This is a genomic window from Nonomuraea sp. JJY05 (assembly GCF_043496855.1).
Lineage (GTDB): Bacteria > Actinomycetota > Actinomycetes > Streptosporangiales > Streptosporangiaceae > Nonomuraea.
On sequence record NZ_JBIEIS010000062.1, the window covers coordinates 20,591 to 39,014 of the forward strand.

Genomic DNA, 18,424 nt, shown 5'->3' on the forward strand with positions numbered 1-18,424 from the left:
TAGTCAGGGCACGTTCGTCCGACGAGCCCCCGACATCGATCATCTACCTGGTCATACGCCTACGAGCCTTCTCCCTGATCTCCTGTGGCAGCGAGTCGGCGGCCAGCAACTGCGGCAGGAGATCCGGTTCGAGCGTCTCCGCACGGAAGGCGAGCGCGACGGTCACGTTGTGGGCGGGCTGGTGCACGATCTCGACTGGGTCGCCGGTACGGATGTCTCCGGGTTCGATCACGCGCAGATACGCACCCGGCAGTGCAGCCTGCGTGAACCGTTTGATCCAGCCGTCGCGCTCCAGCCACCCCTGGAACGTTGCGCACGGGATCCGCGGGCACGACACTTCCAGGACCACCTTGGATCCGATGCGCCAACGTTCGCCGATCAGAGCGCCGTTGACGTCGAGGCCAAGGGTCGTGAGGTTCTCTCCGAAGGTGCCGTTGGCAAGCGGCCTGCCCAGCTCGGCCTGCCACCCGTCGAGGTCCTCGCGAGCGTAGGCGTAGACGGCCTGGTCGGGACCGCCGTGGTGCTTCACGTCGTAGGCGCGGTCGCCCGCGAGGCCGACCGCGCCGGTGCCCTTGGGGCCGGGAGCGCTGACGGAGACCGGGCCGTCAACGGGCCGTTTGTCGATGCCTGTCGCGCCGAGGCCCTTCCAGGGGTTCGGTCGAGGCTTGCCAATGTTGACGGAGAGCAGCTTCATGCGGGGGACAGTACTGCATACAACATGCCAAAAGGACATATTTTACCGCCGAGTTCATACACGCCGCGTGCGCGCATGGGCTGGCTGGTCTCGGCAAGTATGGCGAAATCTACTGGAAGGCGGGATCCCTCTCGTGTGGCGTTCCGTCCACGGCTACCAAGATTGCTGCGCTGATCATCTGAAAGGTCTAGACCTGTAGCATTGCCTGGCCACGTCCTGCGGCCGGCTGTTCCGGCCTGTTGGTCAGGGGCTGGCCAGCCTCGCTCGCACTTGGGCGATCAGCGGAGCCAGGTGACGGCCGGCTGCCTGCGCGGCTCGCTCGCTGTCGCGATCGGCGATGGCAGCGAGCAGTTCCTCGTGCTCGCGCGTGCCAACGTCGGACAGTTGCGGGTCCGCGGTGGCCTGGCTCATCCCGGCTGTGACCACGGATGATATCGCCCGATACAGCTCGATGAGCAGCTTGTTGTGTGAAGCGTCCACAAGGGCGAGGTGGAATTCGATCGCATGCGCGACGCGGTGCTGGAGGCCGCCCTGATCGGAACCGCGGGACAGCTCTGTCAGCCGTACCAGGTCGTCCGGCGTATGCCGTTCGGCGGCCTGCCGGGCCGCCTCCACCTCGAGCCCGCGGCGTACGGTGACCACCTCCAGCAGGTCAGCCAGCTCCAACCGTCGCAACAGCACGCCCTCGGTCTCGCCCTGGGCACGCACATAGGTCCCATCTCCGTGCCGCACCTCCAGCATGCCCGCATGCGCCAGGGCGCGTACCGCCTCCCGCATCGTGTTGCGGGCCACGCCGAGCATTTCGATCAGTTGGGGCTCAGCGGGGATGCGCGCCCCTACCGGCCATTCACCCGAGACGATCGCCTCTCGTAGCTGCTGGATGGCCTGGTCTACGAGCGAGTTGCGGGTCACCGTACGCACAAGGATCTCCAGAGGTCCAATCATTGGATGTCTATGCTAGCGTGTTCTCGCATGGAATACCGCAAGCTCGGGGCCAGTGGCCTGACCGTCAGTGCGATCACCTATGGCAACTGGCTCACCCACTCCGTCGAAGCCGTCGAAATCGCACGCAAGTGTGTGACCGCGGCACTCGATGCAGGCATCACCAGCTTCGACACCGCAGACGTGTACGGGCGCCCCGACTATGGCGCCGGAGAGAGGGTGCTCGGCGAGGCACTGTCCGGTGTGCGCCGCGAGTCCATCGAGATCTTCACCAAGGTGTGCCTGCCGACCGGCCCCGGCCCCAATGACAAAGGTCTGTCCCGCAAGCACATCACCGAAAGCTGTAATGCTTCCCTCCGCAACCTCGGCACGGAGTACGTAGACCTTTACCAAGCCCACCGCTTTGACGAGGACACGCCGCTGGAGGAGACCATGACCGCTTTCGCGGACTTGGTCCGGCAGGGCAAGGTGCTCTACATCGGTGTTTCCGAATGGCGGGCCTCCCAGATCGAGGCCGCCGCCATCCTCGCGGCCGAGCTGAGGGTGCCGCTGATCTCCAACCAGGCGCAATATTCCATGCTGTGGCGCGTCATCGAGAAGGAGATAGTGCCCACCGGCTGCCGTCTGGGCCTCGGCCAGATCGCCTTCTCGCCCCTAGCGCAGGGCACCCTGACCGGCAAGTACCGGCCTGATCAGCAACCGCCCGCCGGGAGCCGGGCCAGGCACTCCCTCGGCTCTGCCTTCGTCGGCCGTTACCTCGGCGGCCCGGTGCTGTCCGCCGTGCAACGCCTGCGCCCGATCGCCGAGGAGCTCGGTCTCACCCTCGCCCAGCTCGCCGTCGCCTGGGTGCTGCAGAACCCGGCGGTTTCCAGCGCCATCATCGGAGCCTCCCATCCCGCACAGATCCACGAGAACGCCGCCGCCTCAGGCCACACGCTCGAAGCCGAGACCCTGGCCCGCATCGATGCTTCCTTGATCGACGACATTCACGGAGACCTCGCCGAACACGACCCCGCCAAGGTCGCAGCTCCGTTCGATGTGATGCCCGCCTGGAAGTCCTGACGTGTACGATCCCGGCCTGGCGTATCCGACAATGCGGTGATTCGGCCTCGACACCGAAACTCGCAGGAGCCTCCATCAATCCCGGACGGGTTCACCTTGTCGCCCACCCGGTCGATGGCGGACAACAGGCGGTGTGTCGCCGCGATCGCGGCGCGCGCCGTCGCGGTTTGCAGATTGACCACGGGGACCACCGGGCTCGGCAACCCGTCGTCGTCGGCGCCAGCTTTGCCGTCCGCTGCGGTCGGCGGGTTCGGCGGCCGCCACCGGTGCGGGAATCAAGCCCGGTTCGATGGTCACCGGCCCATTCCGCGCTCGGCCGACGGCAGGAGGAAGGCAGCCGGCCCCGGCCGGGATATCCACTGGAAATTTCGCCGCCGGACCGCGAACCTGGCCAGCAGCCATTAAGGCCAGGACGAAAAACATCTGGAAGGCGTACCCGATGACACAGACCTCCCGGCGGCAGCCCGAGCATCCGGATCTGCTGGTAAAGGGGCATCCTTTCCGGCAGTGGAAGACCTGGCGCATCCCCGGCACCGCGTTCACCCTCACCGGCTACTCGCGGGCGAACGACAAGACCTTCTTCCACATACCGGAGCTGCGCTGCGCCCTGGACGCCGGGTTGTGCGAAGGGCGGCAGCCCGAGACGGTCTTCTTGACGCACACGCACCACGACCACTCCAAGGATCTCGACTACCTCGCCTCCAGGGCCTCCGGCGCCGACATCTACCTACCGGCCGAGGCGCTGCCTTATGTGGAGGCTTTCCTGCGTGCGTCCGCCGAGCTGAATCACGCGGCGCCGTACGATCCGGCGTTGTCCCCGGCCTGTCGCCTTCACGGCGTGCGGCAGGACGACGAATTCACTTTCGGCCCCCGCGGCCACCACGTCCGCGTGGTGCGATGCGAGCACAAGGTGCCCTGCGTGGGCTACGCGTTCAGCGAGAACGTCAAGGAACTGCTGCCCGAATTCCAGGAACTGCGGGACGACCTCGTCCGGGACGGACGCGGCGCGGAATTCGGGCGGATCATGGCCCAGAAACGGCGAGAAGACGTGGAGGTCGACCGGCCGGTACGCCGCCCTCTTTTCGCCTTTCTCGGCGATACGCACGTGTCGGTGTTCGAGCGAAATCCCTGGCTGTTCACTTATCCGGTCATCATCACCGAGTGCACCTTTCTGCACGACAGCGAGCTGGCTCGCGCCGATCGGGTCGGGCACACGGTCTGGAGCCGGCTCAAGCCCGTGATCGAGGCGCACCCGGACACGCTGTTCGTCCTGACCCACTTCAGCCTGCGCCATTCCGATCAGGAGGTGGTCGATTTCTTTCGGCGGGAACGGCACGACAACGTCCTGGTGTGGGCGCATCCGGAAAGCCACCTGCCCGAGCAGCACCAGTCCGTGTCCGTCGATCAGTAGACGCCGACCGATGTCCCGCTGGCCACAAGGCCTCTGGATGAATGAGCCATATCCGGCCGATCCCCCGGGCGTCTCCTCGGCGGAAGCAGCGGCGTTCACGCTGTCCGACGTCACTTCGCCGTGAAGTACTTCGCCACGATCCGGGTGTGCAGCGGGAACGCCAGCTCCTGGGGCCGGTCGATCGCCAGCCACTCCGTCGTCTCGGCCGTGGGCGTCACCGGTGGAAGGGCGGCCGAGCTCGTACGCGGCCCCAAACCGAAGATCAGCACCGTGCCGTCGGGAGCGCTGAGCACGTCGAACAGCCGGACCTCGTCCGCCTCCACGATGATGCCCGTCTCCTCCCGGAGCTCTCGGGCGGCCGCTTGCTGCCAGGATTCGCCCAGGTCGATGAAGCCGCCGGGGAGGGCGAGCTCGCCGCGGTGCGGCTCGACGTCACGGCGGATCACCAGCAGGCCCTCGTCCACCGGCAGCACCATCACGGCGACGGGCAGCGGGTTGAGGTAGCTGGTGTTGCCGCAGCCGGCGCAGGTCCGCGGCCAGTCCTGGTCCGCGAGGTAGGCCGTGCCGCAGAAGGAGCAGTGCGAGTTTCTGGTCGTCACGATCATGAGGCTAACGCTCTGACCGGAACGGGCCGATGGCGAGTGGGACGATCTTGTCGCGGTACGCCTTCCTGGTGGCAACGGCTGAGATCACCTACCTGATCGGTATGTGTGGCTGTGGCACGCTCTGATCCATGCAATTCAGAACGGGCGCACCGCGCGACGCCGACCTCATCGCGGCGTTGCACACCGAGAGCTGGCAGACGGCCTACGCCGGGATCATGCCCGACTCCTTCCTCAACGGCCCGCTCCTGGAGGACCGCAGGGCGCTCTGGGCCGCCCGGCTCGCCTCCAGCGAGCCGGCCACCGTCGAGAACGCCTCCCACCTGCTGCTCGCCGAGCAGGACGACGCGCTGCAGGGGTTCACCTACCTGATCGCGCAGCCCGACGGCCGGATCCTGCTCGACAACCTGCACGTCCGCCCCGCCCGTAAACGCTCCGGTATCGGACGCCTGCTCATGAGCCGCGCCTTCGGCTGGGCGGCCGCCCACCACCCCGGCAGGGCGGTCTATTTGGAGGTGCTCAGGGACAACGCCCCGGCCATCGCCTTCTACGAGCGATGCGGCGGCAGCGCCACACGGGATTTCTGGGAACGCGTGCCCGGAGGAATCGAACTGCCCGTGATCGAATACGCCTGGACGCCCGAAAGCGTCAAGGCTCTGGCCAACTGACAGGGGGTCTTGCGCGATGAGCCCGAAGTCACGCGCTCAACCAGGAGAAACCCGTGTTGACCAATTGAGCGAGCGCCTGCGGTCGGGTGAGAACGAGGAACCCGATGAAATGGAATGCCGGTAGTGGCGACGGCGAGACCTGACGTCGGCGCCGGCGAAAGCCGGCCGGGGAAGCGATCGGCGAGACCCGCTAGGAAGGCGATCCGGTCGCGCGGTCGAAGGCGCTGAGCACGCGGGTGGTCGGGTCCGGTGCCCCCTCGTCTCTGAGGCGGTCGGTGAGGAGGAAATCGGTCAGCTCGAACTCGGCGGCGTGCTCGGCCTCGCTCAGGAAGAAGACCCCGCCGGCGACGTCAGGGTCCCAGCCATGCGCCAGCGCACGGTCGATGACCTCCCGTACGTCCTTGGGCGTCGGGTAGGAGTTGTCGCTCGCGCAGCCCCACGGCAGGACCGCCTTCGACAGCAGGTCCGCCTGGAGCACGCGGCTGTTCTTCCCGGCGCCCCAGACGCGCAGGCGGACGCACCTGTGGCAGTCGCGCTCGCCGGACACGTGGTGGAGCTCGCCCTTCCACACGAACTCCCGTCCGCCCGCGTAGAGCTTCCGCAACCTCGTTCGTATGGTGCCCACCCCCGCGTCGGAGCCTAGCCGACCCGGTACCGGTGAGGAGGTCCGGTTTTCGCTGATCACATGCTGAAGGTCATCCTTCGAAACGGATCGTCGCCCCCTGGTCGGTGATCGACAGCACGCGGAAGTTGAGAGTGCGCTTCTTCCCGTGCCGGAACTCCCCGCTCGCGCCCTCCCCCAGCGACGAGGTGAGGCCGGGGGCCCGCACGACGACCATGTCCTGGTTGAAGATGCCGCCCACGTACTCCTTGGAGACGCGCACCCTGCCGAGGCCGTACCGGCTGGAGACGCGGAAGCTCACGGCCCTCGTGAACGTGAACTTGCACTTCCCGTCGTAGCAGGCCCGCACATTGGGTTTGGCGGAGGCGGCGGCCGGGGTGGCGGCGAGGGTCGGTGGCGCGATCATGGCGCAGGCGAGGGTCAGGGCGGTGATGGCCTTCCGGGGGTGCATGCTCTCCCTTTCGTCGGCTGTCGCGGCCAGGTACGCCGTGCTCGCGTGGCTCGGCCGCAGGGGGTGAGGCCTTTCTACAAGGCCTGCGCCGGGAGGGATCCCGGGAGGAGGCTCTAACGCCGGCGGGCGAGGTCGTACACCGCGGCCGACAGGGCGATGAGGATGAACAGCAGGACCACCATCAGGCCGTGACGGAAGGCGGTCGCCCAGCCCGCGCCGAGCGAGCCGAAGAACGTGGAGCCGGCCGTCGCGATGCCGATCGCCGAGCCCAGCCGCTGGCCCGTCTGCAGGACCCCCGCCGCGCTCCCGCCGCCCTCGGGCGGGACCTCCGACAGGGTGATGGCCTGGTTGGGCGAGATGACCAGACCGCTGCCGACGCCCGCGACCAGCAGGGGCAGGGCGGTGGCCAGGCCCGCGCCGGGCCCCGGCACCAGTGCGGTGGCGGCGATGGTCGCCGACAGGCCGGCGACCACCGTGATCAGCCCGATGACCACCACGAGCCGCCCCGCCCGGGACACCAGCCGCCCGCCGACCACGCTGGCCGAGGCCGAGCCGAGGGCGAACGGCGTGATCGACAGGCCCGCCAGCAGGGGGCTGTAATGGAGGCCGCTCTGCAGGTACAGGGTGAAGATGAAGAAGATGCCGGTGAATCCGGCGAAGTAGAACAGCCCGATGGCCGTGCCGAGGCGGTAGGACCGTTTCCTGAACAGGGCCAGGTCCACGAGTGGCTCACGGCGGTAGAACCGCTCCCACGTCACGAAGCCGGCCAGGATCAGGAGCGAGGCGGGCAGGAGCAGCCAGTGGGCGTTCCCCTCCCACTGGTGACGCTGGATGAAGGGCAGCAGCACGCCCGCCACCCCGACGCCCAGGAGGAGCACGCCCACCGGGTCCATGCTCTCCCGCCGCCGCGGCACGTCCTGCCGCGGGCCCGGCAGGACCCGCCAGGCCAGGGGCAGCAGGGCCAGCCCGATCGGCACGTTCACCAGGAACACCCACCGCCACCCCAGCTCGGGCCCGGACAAGGTGACCAGGGCGCCGCCGATCAGCGGCCCGGCGGCCGTGGACAGGCCGATGGTGGCGCCCAGCGCGCCGAACGCCCGCCCCCGCTCGTGCCGCTCGAACATCTGCTGGATCAGCCCGGAGACCTGCGGGTTCACCATTCCGGCCGCCATGCCCTGCACGAGCCTGGCCGCGATCAGCACCTTCATGTCCCAGGCGAGGCCGCACGCCGCGCTGGCCAGCGTGAACAGCGCCACGCCCGACATGAACAGCGCCCTGCGGCTCCTGGCGTCCCCCATGCGCCCGGCCGGGACCAGCAGCAGGCCGAACGTCAGCGCGTAGCCGGAGACCGTCCACTGCAGGCCGTCCTCCGTCGCGTGCAGGCCGGCGCGGATCGACGGCAGCGCCACGTTGACGATGCTCACGTCCAGACCGGTCATGAACGCCGACACCAGGCAGACGGCCAGTGCCTGCCGCCGCCTGCCGAACTTGGTCTCCGCGCTCATGCCGTCCAGACTCTCACCGCCCTGCTGAGGCTTCTCTTACCGGGTATGGGGCGAGTAACGTCCGATCATGGACACGATGACCGTCGAGCAGAACGGCATCAACGCGGTCCCCGAGGCCGAGCGGCGCGGCCGGCCGGGGGATCTCTTCTGGCCGTGGGCCGGCTCCAACCTCTCCCTGTTCGGTGTCGCCTTCGGCGTGTACATGGTCGGTCTCGGCCTGGGCGTGATCCCGGCGATCATCACCGGGGCGATCGGGTACGCGCTGTCGTTCCTGCTGGTCGGCCTGGTCGCGGTCGCGGGGACGCGGTCGGGCGTGCCGACGATGACGCTGGGGCGGGCGCCGTTCGGGTATCAGGGCAACAAGTTGCCCGCCGTGTTCTCCTACATCTCGAACGTCGGCTGGGAGATCGTGCTCGTCACGCTCTCAGCGCAGAGCGGCGCGGCGATCCTGGCGCGCATCGCGCCCGGCGTCCCCGCCACCACGGCCACCGCCGTGTGCTTCGCCGTCGCGGCCGTCGTGGTGATCGCGGTCGGCGTGTACGGCCACGCCATGATCATGGCGGTCCAGCGGTACCTGACGTACGCGTTCGTCGTGCTGACCGTCGTCTACATGGCCCTCATGCTGCCGAAACTCGGCGGGTCGCTGAAGGGCGGCGCGGGTCCCGGCGAGTGGGTGGGCGGGGTCGTCTTCGCCATGACGCTGCTGGGCCTGGGCTGGGTCAACTGCGGCGCCGACTACTCCCGCTACCTGCCCGCGAACTCCCGGGCGAGGTCGGTGGCGCTGTGGACGACGCTGGGGGGCGCGGTGCCGCCCATGGTGCTGCTCGTGTTCGGCGTGCTGCTGGCGGGCGGCGATCCGAAGCTGGCCGAGGCCGCCGGGGCCGACCCGGTGGGGGCGCTGGCCGAGGCGCTGCCGACGTGGTTCCTGCTGCCGTACCTGCTGACCGCCATCGGCGGCTTCCTGGCCGGGGCGATCATGGACATCTACTCGTCCGGGCTGTCGATGCTGGCGCTCGGCGTGCCGGTCAGGCGGCACTACGCGGTGCTGATCGACGGCGTGCTCATGGTGCTCGGCGGGTACTACCTGCTGTTCGTGTCCAGCAGCTTCCTCGGCACCTTCCAGGCGTTCCTGGCGATCATCGGGGTGGTGATGGCGGCCTGGGTGGCGATCTTCCTGGTGGACATGTGGCTGCTGCGCGCGGGCGGCAGGTCGTACGACGAGTGGCTGCTGCGGCCGGGCGCGCCCGCGCTCAACTGGGCCGGGCTGGTGTCGCTGCTCGTGGCGTCGGTCGTGGGGCTCGGGCTGATCAAGTCGGGCGACCCCAACATCGCCAGGATCGTCGGCTTCCTGATGAGCGACGAGATGAAGGCGGGCACGTTCGCGGGGGCGAACATCGGCGTGGTCATCGCCCTCGTGCTGGCCGGGCTGCTGTACTTCCTGATCACCGCCTTCACCGCGCGGCGCCGCCAGGCGTGACGGCACCGTGGTCCTGAGGTTACTCTTGGTGAGTAATGATGGACATTCCGTCGCGGTTGCTGCGGTGGGCGGTGCACGCCACGGCCTGCGGGCTTCTCGTGCTCGCGGTGGTGAGCTCGCTGCGCGAGGACCGGGTGGCCGTGGCCGTCGGAGGGCTGGCGCTCGGTGCCGCCTATGCCGCCGGTCCGATGATGTCCGGAAGCCGGCGGGTCGGGTGGCTCGGGCTCGTGACGGCCGGATGGGTGGTGCTGGCGGTGGCGGCGCCGCCGTTCGTGTGGCTGGCGTTTCCGCTGCTGTTCGCTTACCTCGACGTGCTGCCGCTGTGGGGGGCGATGTTCGGGGTGGCGGTGCTGACCTCGGCGGCGATCCTGGCGGCGGTGTGGCACGCCGGTGAGCTGACCCTGCCGCTGGTGCTCGGGCCGGGCCTCGGGGCCGCGGTGGTCACGCTGCTGGCGCTGGCCTGCAAGGCGCTGCGCCGCGAGGTCGAACGCCCGGAGTGAACAGCCCGATCAAGCCGTGACGATGGCGAAGTCCGGGGCCGGGCGGTCGAGCACGGCGACCAGCCGCTGCAGCGCCCCCGTGTCCCCCTCGCGCTCCACCCCTCCGACGCCCTTGCCCGCCAGCAGCCCCACGAGCTGGTCCTTCGTCAGCCGGAGCGTCAGGTCCGCGCTCTCGTCCGCAGGCTCCCGCTGCTGGATGAGCGCGCCGTTCGAGAGCGTCGTACGGTAGCGCTCCCCCAGGTCGGTCAGGTACCAGTCGATCGACAGCCGCTCGTGCCAGGCCCGCGGCCCGTCCACACGGATGGCGAGCGAGTCGAAGATCTGCTCCACGGACAGCGCGGCGAGCAGGTCGAGCGAGGCGGCGTCCACGGTGGCGGGCACGATGCCGTCGGACAGCTCCAGGGCGCCCATGAGGTAGAAGTTGCGCCACACGGCGTTCTCGGCGCCGTGGCCGAGCCGGGTGTAGACCTCGGCGAGCAGGTCGCGGGCCTCCTTGTTGCCCTCGTCGGCGAAGACCGCGTGGTTGAGCAGCTGCGCGGCGAAGCGCAGGTCGTTCTCGTCGATGTAGCGCCTGGCGACCGCGACCACGGCCGAGCCGCCGCCCAGGCAGTCGACGTACCGGACGGCGCTCTCCCGCGGCGGGTGCTCCCACAGATGCGCCGGGTTGCCGTCGAACCATCCCAGGTAGCGCTGGTAGACGGCCTTGACGTTGTGGCTGACCGAGCCGTAGTAGCCGTGCGTGTGCCAGGCCCGCTCCAGCTCGGGCGGCATGTGCATGGCCTCGGCGATCTCGGGCCCGGTCAGGCCCTTGTTGAGCAGCCGCAGCGTCTGGTCGTGCAGGTACGCGTACATGTCCCGCTGCTGTTCGAGGAAGCGGACGATGCCGCCGCGGCCCCAGGTGGGCCAGTGGTGCGAGGCGAAGGCGACGTCGGCCCGGTCGGCGAACAGCGTGACGGTCTCGTTCAGGTAGCGCGCCCAGGCGCGGGCGTCGCGGACCATGGCGCCGCGCAGGGTGAGGATGTTGTGCTGGTTGTGCGTGGCGTTCTCGGCCAGGCACAGGGCGCGCCGATCGGGGAAGAGGAAGTTCATCTCGGCGGGGGCCTCGGCGCCGGGCGTGAGCTGGAAGACCATCCGGATCCCGTCGACGGTCTCCTCCTGGCCGGTACGGGTGACCTCCGTCGTGGGCGGGATGAGCGACACGGTGCCCGTCGAGGTGGTCATGCCGAGGCCGCAGCCGATCTGGCCCTCGGGCGAGCGGGGCAGGGCGGGGCCGTACATGTAGACGGCCCGGCGGGTCATGGCGGGGCCCGCGTAGACGTTCTCCGACACCGCGTGCTCCATGAACCCCTCCGGGGCCAGGATCGGCACGCCTCCCCCGGTGACGCCGCGTACGCCGCCGAAGTGGTCGACGTGCGAGTGCGTGTAGATCACGCCGGTGACCGGGCGGTCGCCGCGGTGCTCGCGGTAGAGCCGGAGCGCGGCAGCGGCGCACTCGGTGGAGATCAGCGGGTCGATCACGAGGACGCCGCGCTCGCCCTCGACCAGGGTCATGTTGGACAGGTCCAGGCCACGTACCTGGTAGACCCCCTCGGCGACCTCGTACAGACCTTGCCTGGCACACAGTTGCCCCTGCCGCCAGAGGCTGGGATGGGCCGTTGCCGGGCACTCCCCCTGGAGGAAGCCGTAGGAGTCGTTGTCCCAGATGACCCGGCCGTCCACCGTCTGGATCACTGCCGGACTCAGCTTCGCGATGAACCCGCGGTCGGCGTCCGCGAAGTCGTCCTTGTCGTGAAATGGAAGGGCTGCCATGCCTAGCCGAGTGCCCGGGAATCACTCCAGATAGCTCAACAAACACCCCTAATAGCATGAATCTCGGGCAATAGGGACAGGCCTGGCTCGGCTCCTCGGCGCCGTGTGGTTGGCTGGTCGGGTGGAAGCGTGCGTGTTCGACCTCGATGGTGTGCTGGTGGACTCCGAGCCCGTGTGGGAGGAGGTGCGCCGGGCGTTCGTCGCCGAGCACGGCGGCACCTGGCAGCCCGACACGCAGTCCAGGCTCATGGGCATGAGCACCGGCGAGTGGGCCGCGTACCTGCACTCGCTGGGGGTGTCGCTGCCTCCCGACGAGATCGCGCGGGGCGTGGTGGACCAGATGGCCGCCCGCTACCGCGACGGGGTGCCGCTGATGCCCGGAGCGGTGGAGACGGTGCGGCGGTTGTCCGACGCCGTCACGCTGGGGCTGGCCAGCTCGTCCCCGCGCAGGCTGATCGACGTGGTGCTGGACGCGGCCGGGCTCGAGGAGTGCTTCGCGGCCACGGTCTCGACCGAGGAGGTCTCCCGCGGCAAGCCGGCGCCCGACGGATATCTCGAGGCCGCCCGGCGGATCGGGGCGGACCCGCGCAAGTGCGTGGCGGTGGAGGACTCGAGCAACGGGCTGCGTTCGGCGCACGCGGCGGGCATGCGCGTGATCGCCGTGCCGCACCCGCACTACCCGCCCGCTCCCGACGCGCTGGCCCTGGCCTGGCGGGTCCTGCCCGGCCTCGACGAGCTGACCGCCGATCTGCTGCTCGTTTGACCGCGCCGCCGGGTCGCTCTCGTGGATGCCGAGGCCGGGTGGCTATGCTTACGGAATCGTGCGAGACATCACGGTTTTCAGCGGTAGCGCCCATCCTGAGCTGGCCGAAGAGATCTGCAGGCAGCTGGGTACGCCACTCCACCCGGTGCGCATCGAGCGCTTCGCCAACGACGTCCTCGAAGTGCAGCTCCAGGCCAACTGCCGTGAACGCGACGTGTTCCTCATCCAGCCGCTCGTGCCGCCCGTACAGGAGCATCTGGTCGAGCTGCTGCTGATGTTGGACGCGGCGCGGGGCGCGTCCGCGGCGCGGACCACCGTCGTGCTTCCGCATTACGCCTACGCGCGGTCGGACAAGAAAGACGCGCCGCGCATCTCTATCGGCGCGCGGCTGGTCGCCGACCTGATGGTGGCCGCGGGCGCCAGCCGGGTGCTGGCGATGACGCTGCACTCGCCGCAGGTGCACGGCTTCTTCAGCGTCCCCGTCGACCACCTGCACGCGCTGCGCGAGCTGGCCGCGCACTTCCGCCGGTACGACCTGTCGAACACGGTCGTCGTCTCCCCCGACCTCGGCAACGCCAAGGAGGCCGCCCACTTCGCGCGCCTGCTCGGCACCGGGGTCGCCATGGGCGCCAAGCAGCGCTTCAGCGACGACCGCGTGGTGATCAGCTCCGTGATCGGCGACGTCTCGGGCAAGGACGTGATCATTCTGGACGACGAGATCGCCAAGGGCAGCACGGTCATCGAACTGCTCGACCGGCTGCGCGAGCAGGGGGCCCGCTCGGTGCGGGTGGCCTGCACGCACGGGCTGTTCGCGGGCGGGGCGGTGGAGCGGCTGAGCGCGCTGCCGGAGGTCGAGGAGATCGTCTGCACCAACACCGTGCCCTCACCCAAGCCCAGCGACAAGCTCACCGTGCTGTCGATCGCGCCCGCGCTGGCCGAGGCCATGCGCCGCATCCACGACGGGGAGTCGGTGAGCGCGCTGTTCAACGCGTCCTGACGACCTGACCGGAGCCGCGGGGACCCGCTGTGATCTGCGCGGCTTTCGCACCCGGCGGGTTATCGATCATAGTGGCCAGTATGCACGCGGCGACCGAACGACTGCTGAGCGACTTTCTCCGGGGCGTCGAACCGGCCGTGCCCTTGGTCGCCTTATGGGCACACGGCTCGCTCGCCACCGATGACTACCAGCCCGGCCGCAGCGACCTGGATCTGATCGCGATCGTCGACGCGCCGGTGACGATGGAGCAGTGGCGCCGGATCAAGGCCGCCCACCGGGCGCTCGACGGGCCATTGGCCGCTCAGCTGCACTGCTCGTACCTGGCCAGGCAGGAGCTCGCCGACCCCTCGGTCGAGCACGTGACCTGGGCGCACGAGCGCATCTTCCGCCGCCCGGTCACCGCGGTCACCCGCCGCGAGCTGCACGAAGGGGCCCTGGAGCTGTACGGCCCGCCGCCCGCCGGGCTGCTGCCGCCGGTGTCGGACGAGGAGCTGACCGACTTCGTCCGCGCCGACCTGCGCGACTACTGGCTCGTCAAGACGCGGGCCCGGCGGCGCTGGCTGCGTGACATCTGGGTGGACCTGGGCCTGCTCACGGTCGCCCGGGCCACGGTCACGCTGCGGGAAGGGCGGATGATCAGCAAGCGGGAGGCCCTCGACGTGCTCGCCGAGCTGGGAGCTCCGGAGAACGTGGTGGCCGACATCCGGGCGCGGAGGTACGGCACGGCGCGGCCGGTGCTGAGCCGGTTCAGGAGGGGCAGGCTGGCCCGCGCGTTCGTCAGGTCCGCCATCAGGAAGGCCCTGACCTGAGGGTCGCCGTGAGCTTGGCCAGCGCCTGCGTGATCTGCTCCGGGGTCAGGCCGAGCACCGCGCGCTGGTAGCCGTACACCTCGGGGGCGAGGGGCGCCAGCAGGACGTCCACCAGCGCGTCCGGATCCGGGGTGCGGGCCGCCACGATGAGCGCGCGCACGTGCGCACGCCAGAAGCCGTACGCGCCCGTCTCGAAGCGCGAGCGGCCCACTTCCGAGCCGAGGACCAGGTGCCGGTGGTCCTCCAGCAGGCGCACCATCGCGGCGTAGAAGGCGGCGAGGCGCTCGCCGGGCGGCGCTCCCGGGCCGAGCGGCGGGTCGCCGCGCAGCAGCCGCTCCTGCAGCGCCCGCTCGTGCTCGTCGAGGAGCGCGACGGCGATCGACGCCCGGTCGGGATAGCGGCGGTAGAGCGTGCCCCGGCCCACCCCGGCCTTCTTCGCGATGTCGTCCATCGTCACGTCCTGCGGCAGCCGCTCCGCGAAGAGCTGCGCGGCCGCCTCCAGGATGCGCGCGCGGTTCCGCGCGGCGTCGGCTCTTTCCATGCGTCCGATTGTATGTGGACACGCCGTCCGGTTATATTGAAATGGACAGCGTGTCCACTTTCAAGGAGAGACCATGTTGCTGCATCTGGACGCGAGCGCGCGCCGGGCGTCGTCGTTCTCGCGCAGACTGTCCGCCGTCTACGCCGACACCTGGCGGGCGGCGCATCCCGATCGCCCGTACGCGTACCGGGACCTGGCCGCGCAGCCGGTGCCGCACATCGGCGAGGCGTGGACCGAGCTCTGCGACCACATCCTCGAACACGAGATAACCGACATTTCGCGATATCGGGAGGCGGTGCGGACGCCCGCCCGGCGGCAGGCGTGGGCCGTCGTGGAGCCGCTGCTCGACGAGGTGGTGGCGGCCGAGGTGATCCTGATCGGCACGCCGATGTACAACTACTCGATCCCCTCCTCGCTCAAGGCCTGGCTCGACCAGATCACGTTCCCGAAGATGTCGCTCGAAGGCCGCTCGTTCGTGGTGACGAGCGCGCGGGGCGGCGCGTACGGCCCGGGCACGCCCCGCGAGCCCTACGACCACCAGGAGCGCTACCTGCGCGACTTCTTCAAGGGGCACTTCAGGGTCGAGGACGTGACGTTCATCAACGCGGAGCTGGTCAACGCGCGGCTCGACCCGGCCCTGGCCCACCTGCGGGACAAGCACGAGGAGTCGCTGGCCGCGGCGCTCAAGGAGGCGGCCCGGTGAACTGGATCGTCCTGCTCCTCGCCGGCCTCGTCGAAGTGGCGTGGTCGCAGAGCATCAAGCCGACACAGAACTTCACCCGGCCCGTGCCCACGCTCGTGTCCCTCCTTCTGATGGCCGCCGCCGTCTGGCTGCTGTCCCAGGCGATGAACACGCTGCCCGTCGGCACCGCGTACGCCGTCTTCACGGGTATCGGCGCGGTCGGCGCGATCACCCTGGGGATCGCGGTCAACGACGACCCCGTCTCGATCGGCAGGCTGGCGGCCCTCGCCCTGATTGTCGGGGGGATAGTCTTGGCGCGAGTTACCACCTAAACCAGGGGAAGGGCGGCAAATGGGGGAAATCAGGCAGTCCTATCTGGTGGCCGCGACGTCGGCGGTCTCGCTGCTGCGCGATCCCGCCGTGGCGGCGGCCTGGGACAAGCCGAGCGCGCTGACCGAGTTCAGCGTCGCGGGACTGGCGGGGCACCTGGCCCACCAGCTCGTCCGCGTCCGTGACGTGCTCTCACCGGACGGGGTGGCCGGCGAGCCGATCGGGCTCCTGGAGCACTATTCGCGGTCGCCGTGGGTGCAGGCGGGGCTCGATCACGAGAGCAACGTGAGCGTCAGGCGCGGCGGCCAGGCCGCCGCCGCGGACGGGCCCGCGGCGCTGGTGGACCGGACGCAGGCGCTGCTCGACCTGCTGACCGCCGCCCTGGCCGCAGAGCCCGGCGACCGGGTCGTGGGCCTGCCCTGGACGGGCTGGTCGCTGCGGCTCGACGACTTCCTGCTCACGCGGCTCGTGGAGCTGGTCGTGCACTCGGACGACCTGGCGGCGAGCGTGGGCCTGGACACGCCGGAGCTGCCGGCCTCGATCATCGACCCCGTGGTCGAGCTCCTGGCCCGGCTGGCCGTCCACCGGCACGGAGCCACGGCGGTCATCCGCACGCTCAGCCGCACCGAACGCGCCCCCGCCACCATCAGCGCCTTCTGACCACCCCCGGCGCCGCGCCGCCAGGCAAGGGCGCGCGTCGGCGGGACGCGGGCGCTGGGCGGCGTCAGGAGGCGAATGAGCGCAGGGCCGTGACGACCTCGCGGCCCGACAGGGCGCTGTCCGGGTCGAGGAGCCACTGCGACAGGAAGCCCGTCAGCAACGCCTGGTAGAGCGTCCCCGCCAGCCGCTCGCGCTCCGGATCGCTGCCCAGCTCCACCCCCTCGAACAGCTCGGCCAGCCCCAGCCGCGCCTCCCCGGTGGCCCGCACCAGTTGCTCGCGCACCTCCGGCAGGTGGTCGATCTGCCCCAGCAACTCGAACTGCGTCAGCCACAGCGGCCGCAGCCGGGTGAACGACTCCACCACCCGGTCCCAGGCCGCCTCGAACCGCTCCAGCGGCGTGGCGTCCGGTTTGACGTCGGCGGTCAGGGTCGCCGCCAGGTCGTCCCCCCACTCCCGCATCGCCTCGAAGAGCGCCTCGTTCATCAGCGCCTCTTTCGACTTGAAGTGGTAGCCGATGCCCGCCAGGCTCACCCCGGACGCGTTGGCGATGTCGCGCGCCGTCGTACGCGAATAGCCCTTCTCGATCAAGCATCGCTTGGCCCCGGCCAGCAGATCTTCCCTGTTTCCCATACTCACAGACTAGCACAACTGTCTGGAAAATTCGTCCTAGACAAGTGTCTGAGACAGATGTACCGTCATGGACATGACGAAGAGCATCCTCATCTCAGGCGCGAGCATCGCCGGCACCGCGACCGCCTACTGGCTCAGGCGGCACGGCTTCCACGTGACCGTGGTCGAGCGGGCCCCCGCGATCCGCGAGGGCGGCTACAAGGTGGACATCCGGGGCGCGGCCCTCCAGGTCGTCGAGCGCATGGGGCTCATGGAGGCGGTCCGCGCGGCGAGCACGGACATGCGGATCGCCACCCACTACGACGCCAGGGGCAGGAAGGTCGCGACCATGGACGCCGACCTGTTCGGCGGGCGCACGGGCGACGACGCCGAGATCATGCGCGGCGACCTCAACGAGCTCCTGTACGACCTCACCCGCCACGACGTCGAGTACGTCTTCGGCGACTCCGTCACGGGCATCGCGCAGGACGGCACGGTGACGTTCGAGCGCTCGGCGCCCCGCAGGTTCGACCTGGTCGTCGGTGCCGACGGCGCGCACTCCAACACCCGGAGGATCGCCTTCGGCGAGGAGTCCCGGTACGCCCGCCACCTCGGCCACTACATCTCCATCTGCACCGTCCCCAACACCCTGGGCCTGGACCGCGAGGAGGCCGTGCACGCGGCCCCCGGCAGGACCGCGAACGTCTACAGCACCCGCCAGGACACCCGCGCCAAGGCCCTGTTCATGTGGTCGTCCGAGCCGCTGGCCTACGACCACCGCGACACAGACGGCCAGAAGGAGCTGCTGGTGAAGGCCATGGCGGGGGTCGGCTGGGAGGTGCCCGCGCTGCTGGAGTCCGTCCGCGACGCCAAGGACTTCTACTTCGACTCGGTCGCCCAGATCCACATGGACAGCTGGTCCAAGGACCGCGTCGTGCTGGTGGGCGACGCGGCGTACTGCGCCTCGCCGGCCTCGGGGCAGGGCACGAGCCTGGCGCTCGTGGGCGCGTACGTGCTGGCGGGCGAGCTGGCCGAGGGCGGCGGGGCGGAGGGCTACGAGCGCGAGATGCGCGAGTTCGTCGAGGCCAACCAGGCGCTCGGGCCGGCCAACGTCAAGGGCATGGTGATCGGCTCGCCCGTGGCCATCTGGTTCCAGACCAGGATGATCAGGCTGCTCCCGCACCTGCCCGGCCGCGACCGGATGATCGACAGGATCGCCGGGCCCATCCACCGAGCCGCGAACGCCATCTCGCTCAAGAACTATATGGAATGAAGCATTCCGTTCTGCT

The 18,424-nt window shown here is 69.7% G+C and carries 21 protein-coding genes; 12 read left to right on the forward strand and 9 right to left on the reverse strand.

Translation table 11 applies throughout. From position 1 onward, the window contains the following. Window positions 1-43: 43 nt before the first annotated feature. Together ACFKCF_RS55045 and ACFKCF_RS55050 are read right to left on the reverse strand one after the other, a co-directional pair. Window positions 44-694 carry an MOSC domain-containing protein gene (locus tag ACFKCF_RS55045; RefSeq protein ID WP_394504614.1) on the reverse strand — a complete coding sequence of 217 codons (651 nt, stop codon included), beginning with the start codon at window positions 692-694 and terminating at the stop codon, window positions 44-46. A gap of 243 nt (window positions 695-937) precedes the next feature. After that, window positions 938-1,615, reverse strand: a complete 678-nt coding sequence (locus ACFKCF_RS55050; RefSeq protein ID WP_394504616.1) for a FadR/GntR family transcriptional regulator — start codon at window positions 1,613-1,615, stop codon at window positions 938-940. 51 nt (window positions 1,616-1,666) lie between these two features. Between ACFKCF_RS55050 and ACFKCF_RS55055 the strand changes: the two genes are divergently transcribed. After that, on the forward strand, window positions 1,667-2,698 hold the full coding sequence (locus ACFKCF_RS55055) for an aldo/keto reductase family protein (RefSeq protein ID WP_394504618.1): 1,032 nt from the start codon (window positions 1,667-1,669) through the stop codon (window positions 2,696-2,698). Between the two features lie 289 nt (window positions 2,699-2,987). Next, a complete protein-coding gene (locus tag ACFKCF_RS55060) occupies window positions 2,988-4,109 on the forward strand; it encodes an MBL fold metallo-hydrolase (RefSeq protein ID WP_394504619.1) in 1,122 nt (373 codons plus the stop codon). A gap of 110 nt (window positions 4,110-4,219) precedes the next feature. Here the strand turns inward: ACFKCF_RS55060 and ACFKCF_RS55065 are convergent, their stop codons facing one another. After that, window positions 4,220-4,714 (reverse strand): NUDIX domain-containing protein, encoded by a 495-nt coding sequence (locus tag ACFKCF_RS55065; protein WP_394504621.1) that lies wholly within the window; start codon window positions 4,712-4,714, stop codon window positions 4,220-4,222. Window positions 4,715-4,842: 128 nt separating this feature from the next. On the opposite strand from ACFKCF_RS55065, the gene ACFKCF_RS55070 reads away from it, so the two are divergent. After that, complete coding sequence (locus ACFKCF_RS55070; RefSeq protein ID WP_394504623.1) at window positions 4,843-5,379, forward strand: GNAT family N-acetyltransferase; 537 nt, start codon at window positions 4,843-4,845, stop codon at window positions 5,377-5,379. Window positions 5,380-5,569: 190 nt separating this feature from the next. Here ACFKCF_RS55070 and ACFKCF_RS55075 read toward each other — a convergent pair whose 3' ends face one another. From ACFKCF_RS55075 to ACFKCF_RS55085, 3 genes are all read right to left on the reverse strand, one after another. Beyond that, entirely contained in the window at window positions 5,570-5,983 is a 414-nt protein-coding gene (locus tag ACFKCF_RS55075; RefSeq protein WP_394504625.1) for a hypothetical protein, read from the reverse strand. 91 nt (window positions 5,984-6,074) lie between these two features. Further along, window positions 6,075-6,452: a hypothetical protein gene (locus ACFKCF_RS55080; protein WP_394504626.1), complete on the reverse strand. Its 378-nt coding sequence runs from the start codon at window positions 6,450-6,452 to the stop codon at window positions 6,075-6,077. A 113-nt stretch (window positions 6,453-6,565) separates the two neighbouring features. Continuing rightward, the gene (locus ACFKCF_RS55085; RefSeq protein ID WP_394504629.1) at window positions 6,566-7,957 is read right to left on the reverse strand and encodes an MFS transporter; all 1,392 of its coding nucleotides are present in this window, start codon (window positions 7,955-7,957) and stop codon (window positions 6,566-6,568) included. A gap of 67 nt (window positions 7,958-8,024) precedes the next feature. Between ACFKCF_RS55085 and ACFKCF_RS55090 the strand changes: the two genes are divergently transcribed. Beyond that, window positions 8,025-9,434: a purine-cytosine permease family protein gene (locus tag ACFKCF_RS55090; protein ID WP_394504630.1), complete on the forward strand. Its 1,410-nt coding sequence runs from the start codon at window positions 8,025-8,027 to the stop codon at window positions 9,432-9,434. Window positions 9,435-9,469: 35 nt separating this feature from the next. Further along, window positions 9,470-9,934, forward strand: coding sequence for a hypothetical protein (locus ACFKCF_RS55095; protein ID WP_394504632.1), 465 nt, complete (start codon window positions 9,470-9,472; stop codon window positions 9,932-9,934). A 9-nt stretch (window positions 9,935-9,943) separates the two neighbouring features. Here ACFKCF_RS55095 and ACFKCF_RS55100 read toward each other — a convergent pair whose 3' ends face one another. Next, window positions 9,944-11,743 carry an alkyl/aryl-sulfatase gene (locus ACFKCF_RS55100; protein WP_394504633.1) on the reverse strand — a complete coding sequence of 600 codons (1,800 nt, stop codon included), beginning with the start codon at window positions 11,741-11,743 and terminating at the stop codon, window positions 9,944-9,946. Window positions 11,744-11,876: 133 nt separating this feature from the next. Here ACFKCF_RS55100 and ACFKCF_RS55105 point away from each other — a divergent pair, with 133 nt between their 5' ends. The 3 genes from ACFKCF_RS55105 (at window position 11,877) to ACFKCF_RS55115 (ending at window position 14,312) form a co-directional block, all read left to right on the forward strand. Then, window positions 11,877-12,506, forward strand: coding sequence for an HAD family hydrolase (locus ACFKCF_RS55105; protein ID WP_394504635.1), 630 nt, complete (start codon window positions 11,877-11,879; stop codon window positions 12,504-12,506). Between the two features lie 58 nt (window positions 12,507-12,564). Continuing rightward, window positions 12,565-13,503, forward strand: coding sequence for a ribose-phosphate diphosphokinase (locus ACFKCF_RS55110; RefSeq protein ID WP_394504637.1), 939 nt, complete (start codon window positions 12,565-12,567; stop codon window positions 13,501-13,503). 80 nt (window positions 13,504-13,583) lie between these two features. Beyond that, complete coding sequence (locus ACFKCF_RS55115) at window positions 13,584-14,312, forward strand: nucleotidyltransferase domain-containing protein (RefSeq protein ID WP_394504639.1); 729 nt, start codon at window positions 13,584-13,586, stop codon at window positions 14,310-14,312. Here the strand turns inward: ACFKCF_RS55115 and ACFKCF_RS55120 are convergent. Further along, window positions 14,293-14,853 carry a TetR/AcrR family transcriptional regulator gene (locus ACFKCF_RS55120; protein WP_394504640.1) on the reverse strand — a complete coding sequence of 187 codons (561 nt, stop codon included), beginning with the start codon at window positions 14,851-14,853 and terminating at the stop codon, window positions 14,293-14,295. The genes ACFKCF_RS55115 and ACFKCF_RS55120 overlap by 20 nt on opposite strands. Before the next feature lie 73 nt (window positions 14,854-14,926). On the opposite strand from ACFKCF_RS55120, the gene ACFKCF_RS55125 reads away from it, so the two are divergent. Genes ACFKCF_RS55125 through ACFKCF_RS55135 form a run of 3 tightly spaced genes read left to right on the forward strand, consistent with a single transcriptional unit; the run spans window position 14,927 to window position 16,525 of the window. Next, on the forward strand, window positions 14,927-15,556 hold the full coding sequence (locus ACFKCF_RS55125) for an FMN-dependent NADH-azoreductase (RefSeq protein ID WP_394504641.1): 630 nt from the start codon (window positions 14,927-14,929) through the stop codon (window positions 15,554-15,556). Then, entirely contained in the window at window positions 15,553-15,867 is a 315-nt protein-coding gene (locus ACFKCF_RS55130; RefSeq protein ID WP_394504643.1) for a DMT family transporter, read from the forward strand. The genes ACFKCF_RS55125 and ACFKCF_RS55130 overlap by 4 nt, the downstream gene beginning before the upstream one ends. A 19-nt stretch (window positions 15,868-15,886) precedes the next feature. Further along, window positions 15,887-16,525, forward strand: coding sequence for a maleylpyruvate isomerase N-terminal domain-containing protein (locus ACFKCF_RS55135; protein WP_394504645.1), 639 nt, complete (start codon window positions 15,887-15,889; stop codon window positions 16,523-16,525). A gap of 64 nt (window positions 16,526-16,589) precedes the next feature. On the opposite strand, the gene ACFKCF_RS55140 is transcribed toward ACFKCF_RS55135, so the two are convergent. Continuing rightward, window positions 16,590-17,156: a TetR/AcrR family transcriptional regulator gene (locus ACFKCF_RS55140; protein WP_394504647.1), complete on the reverse strand. Its 567-nt coding sequence runs from the start codon at window positions 17,154-17,156 to the stop codon at window positions 16,590-16,592. A 73-nt stretch (window positions 17,157-17,229) separates the two neighbouring features. On the opposite strand from ACFKCF_RS55140, the gene ACFKCF_RS55145 reads away from it, so the two are divergent. Next, entirely contained in the window at window positions 17,230-18,408 is a 1,179-nt protein-coding gene (locus ACFKCF_RS55145; RefSeq protein ID WP_394504649.1) for an FAD-dependent monooxygenase, read from the forward strand. Window positions 18,409-18,424: the final 16 nt, after the last annotated feature.

Bases quoted from the DNA above. Each gene is read 5' to 3' on its own strand.
- ACFKCF_RS55045 (WP_394504614.1), bottom strand. From the start codon at position 694: ATGAAGCTGCTCTCCGTCAACATTGGCAAGCCTCGACCGAACCCCTGG.
- ACFKCF_RS55055 (WP_394504618.1), top strand. From the start codon at position 1,667: ATGGAATACCGCAAGCTCGGGGCCAGTGGCCTGACCGTCAGTGCGATC.
- ACFKCF_RS55060 (WP_394504619.1), top strand. From the start codon at position 2,988: ATGGTCACCGGCCCATTCCGCGCTCGGCCGACGGCAGGAGGAAGGCAG.
- ACFKCF_RS55065 (WP_394504621.1), bottom strand. From the start codon at position 4,714: ATGATCGTGACGACCAGAAACTCGCACTGCTCCTTCTGCGGCACGGCC.
- ACFKCF_RS55070 (WP_394504623.1), top strand. From the start codon at position 4,843: ATGCAATTCAGAACGGGCGCACCGCGCGACGCCGACCTCATCGCGGCG.
- ACFKCF_RS55080 (WP_394504626.1), bottom strand. From the start codon at position 6,452: ATGCACCCCCGGAAGGCCATCACCGCCCTGACCCTCGCCTGCGCCATG.
- ACFKCF_RS55085 (WP_394504629.1), bottom strand. From the start codon at position 7,957: ATGAGCGCGGAGACCAAGTTCGGCAGGCGGCGGCAGGCACTGGCCGTC.
- ACFKCF_RS55090 (WP_394504630.1), top strand. From the start codon at position 8,025: ATGGACACGATGACCGTCGAGCAGAACGGCATCAACGCGGTCCCCGAG.
- ACFKCF_RS55095 (WP_394504632.1), top strand. From the start codon at position 9,470: ATGATGGACATTCCGTCGCGGTTGCTGCGGTGGGCGGTGCACGCCACG.
- ACFKCF_RS55100 (WP_394504633.1), bottom strand. From the start codon at position 11,743: ATGGCAGCCCTTCCATTTCACGACAAGGACGACTTCGCGGACGCCGAC.
- ACFKCF_RS55115 (WP_394504639.1), top strand. From the start codon at position 13,584: ATGCACGCGGCGACCGAACGACTGCTGAGCGACTTTCTCCGGGGCGTC.
- ACFKCF_RS55120 (WP_394504640.1), bottom strand. From the start codon at position 14,853: ATGGAAAGAGCCGACGCCGCGCGGAACCGCGCGCGCATCCTGGAGGCG.
- ACFKCF_RS55125 (WP_394504641.1), top strand. From the start codon at position 14,927: ATGTTGCTGCATCTGGACGCGAGCGCGCGCCGGGCGTCGTCGTTCTCG.
- ACFKCF_RS55135 (WP_394504645.1), top strand. From the start codon at position 15,887: ATGGGGGAAATCAGGCAGTCCTATCTGGTGGCCGCGACGTCGGCGGTC.
- ACFKCF_RS55140 (WP_394504647.1), bottom strand. From the start codon at position 17,156: ATGGGAAACAGGGAAGATCTGCTGGCCGGGGCCAAGCGATGCTTGATC.
- ACFKCF_RS55145 (WP_394504649.1), top strand. From the start codon at position 17,230: ATGACGAAGAGCATCCTCATCTCAGGCGCGAGCATCGCCGGCACCGCG.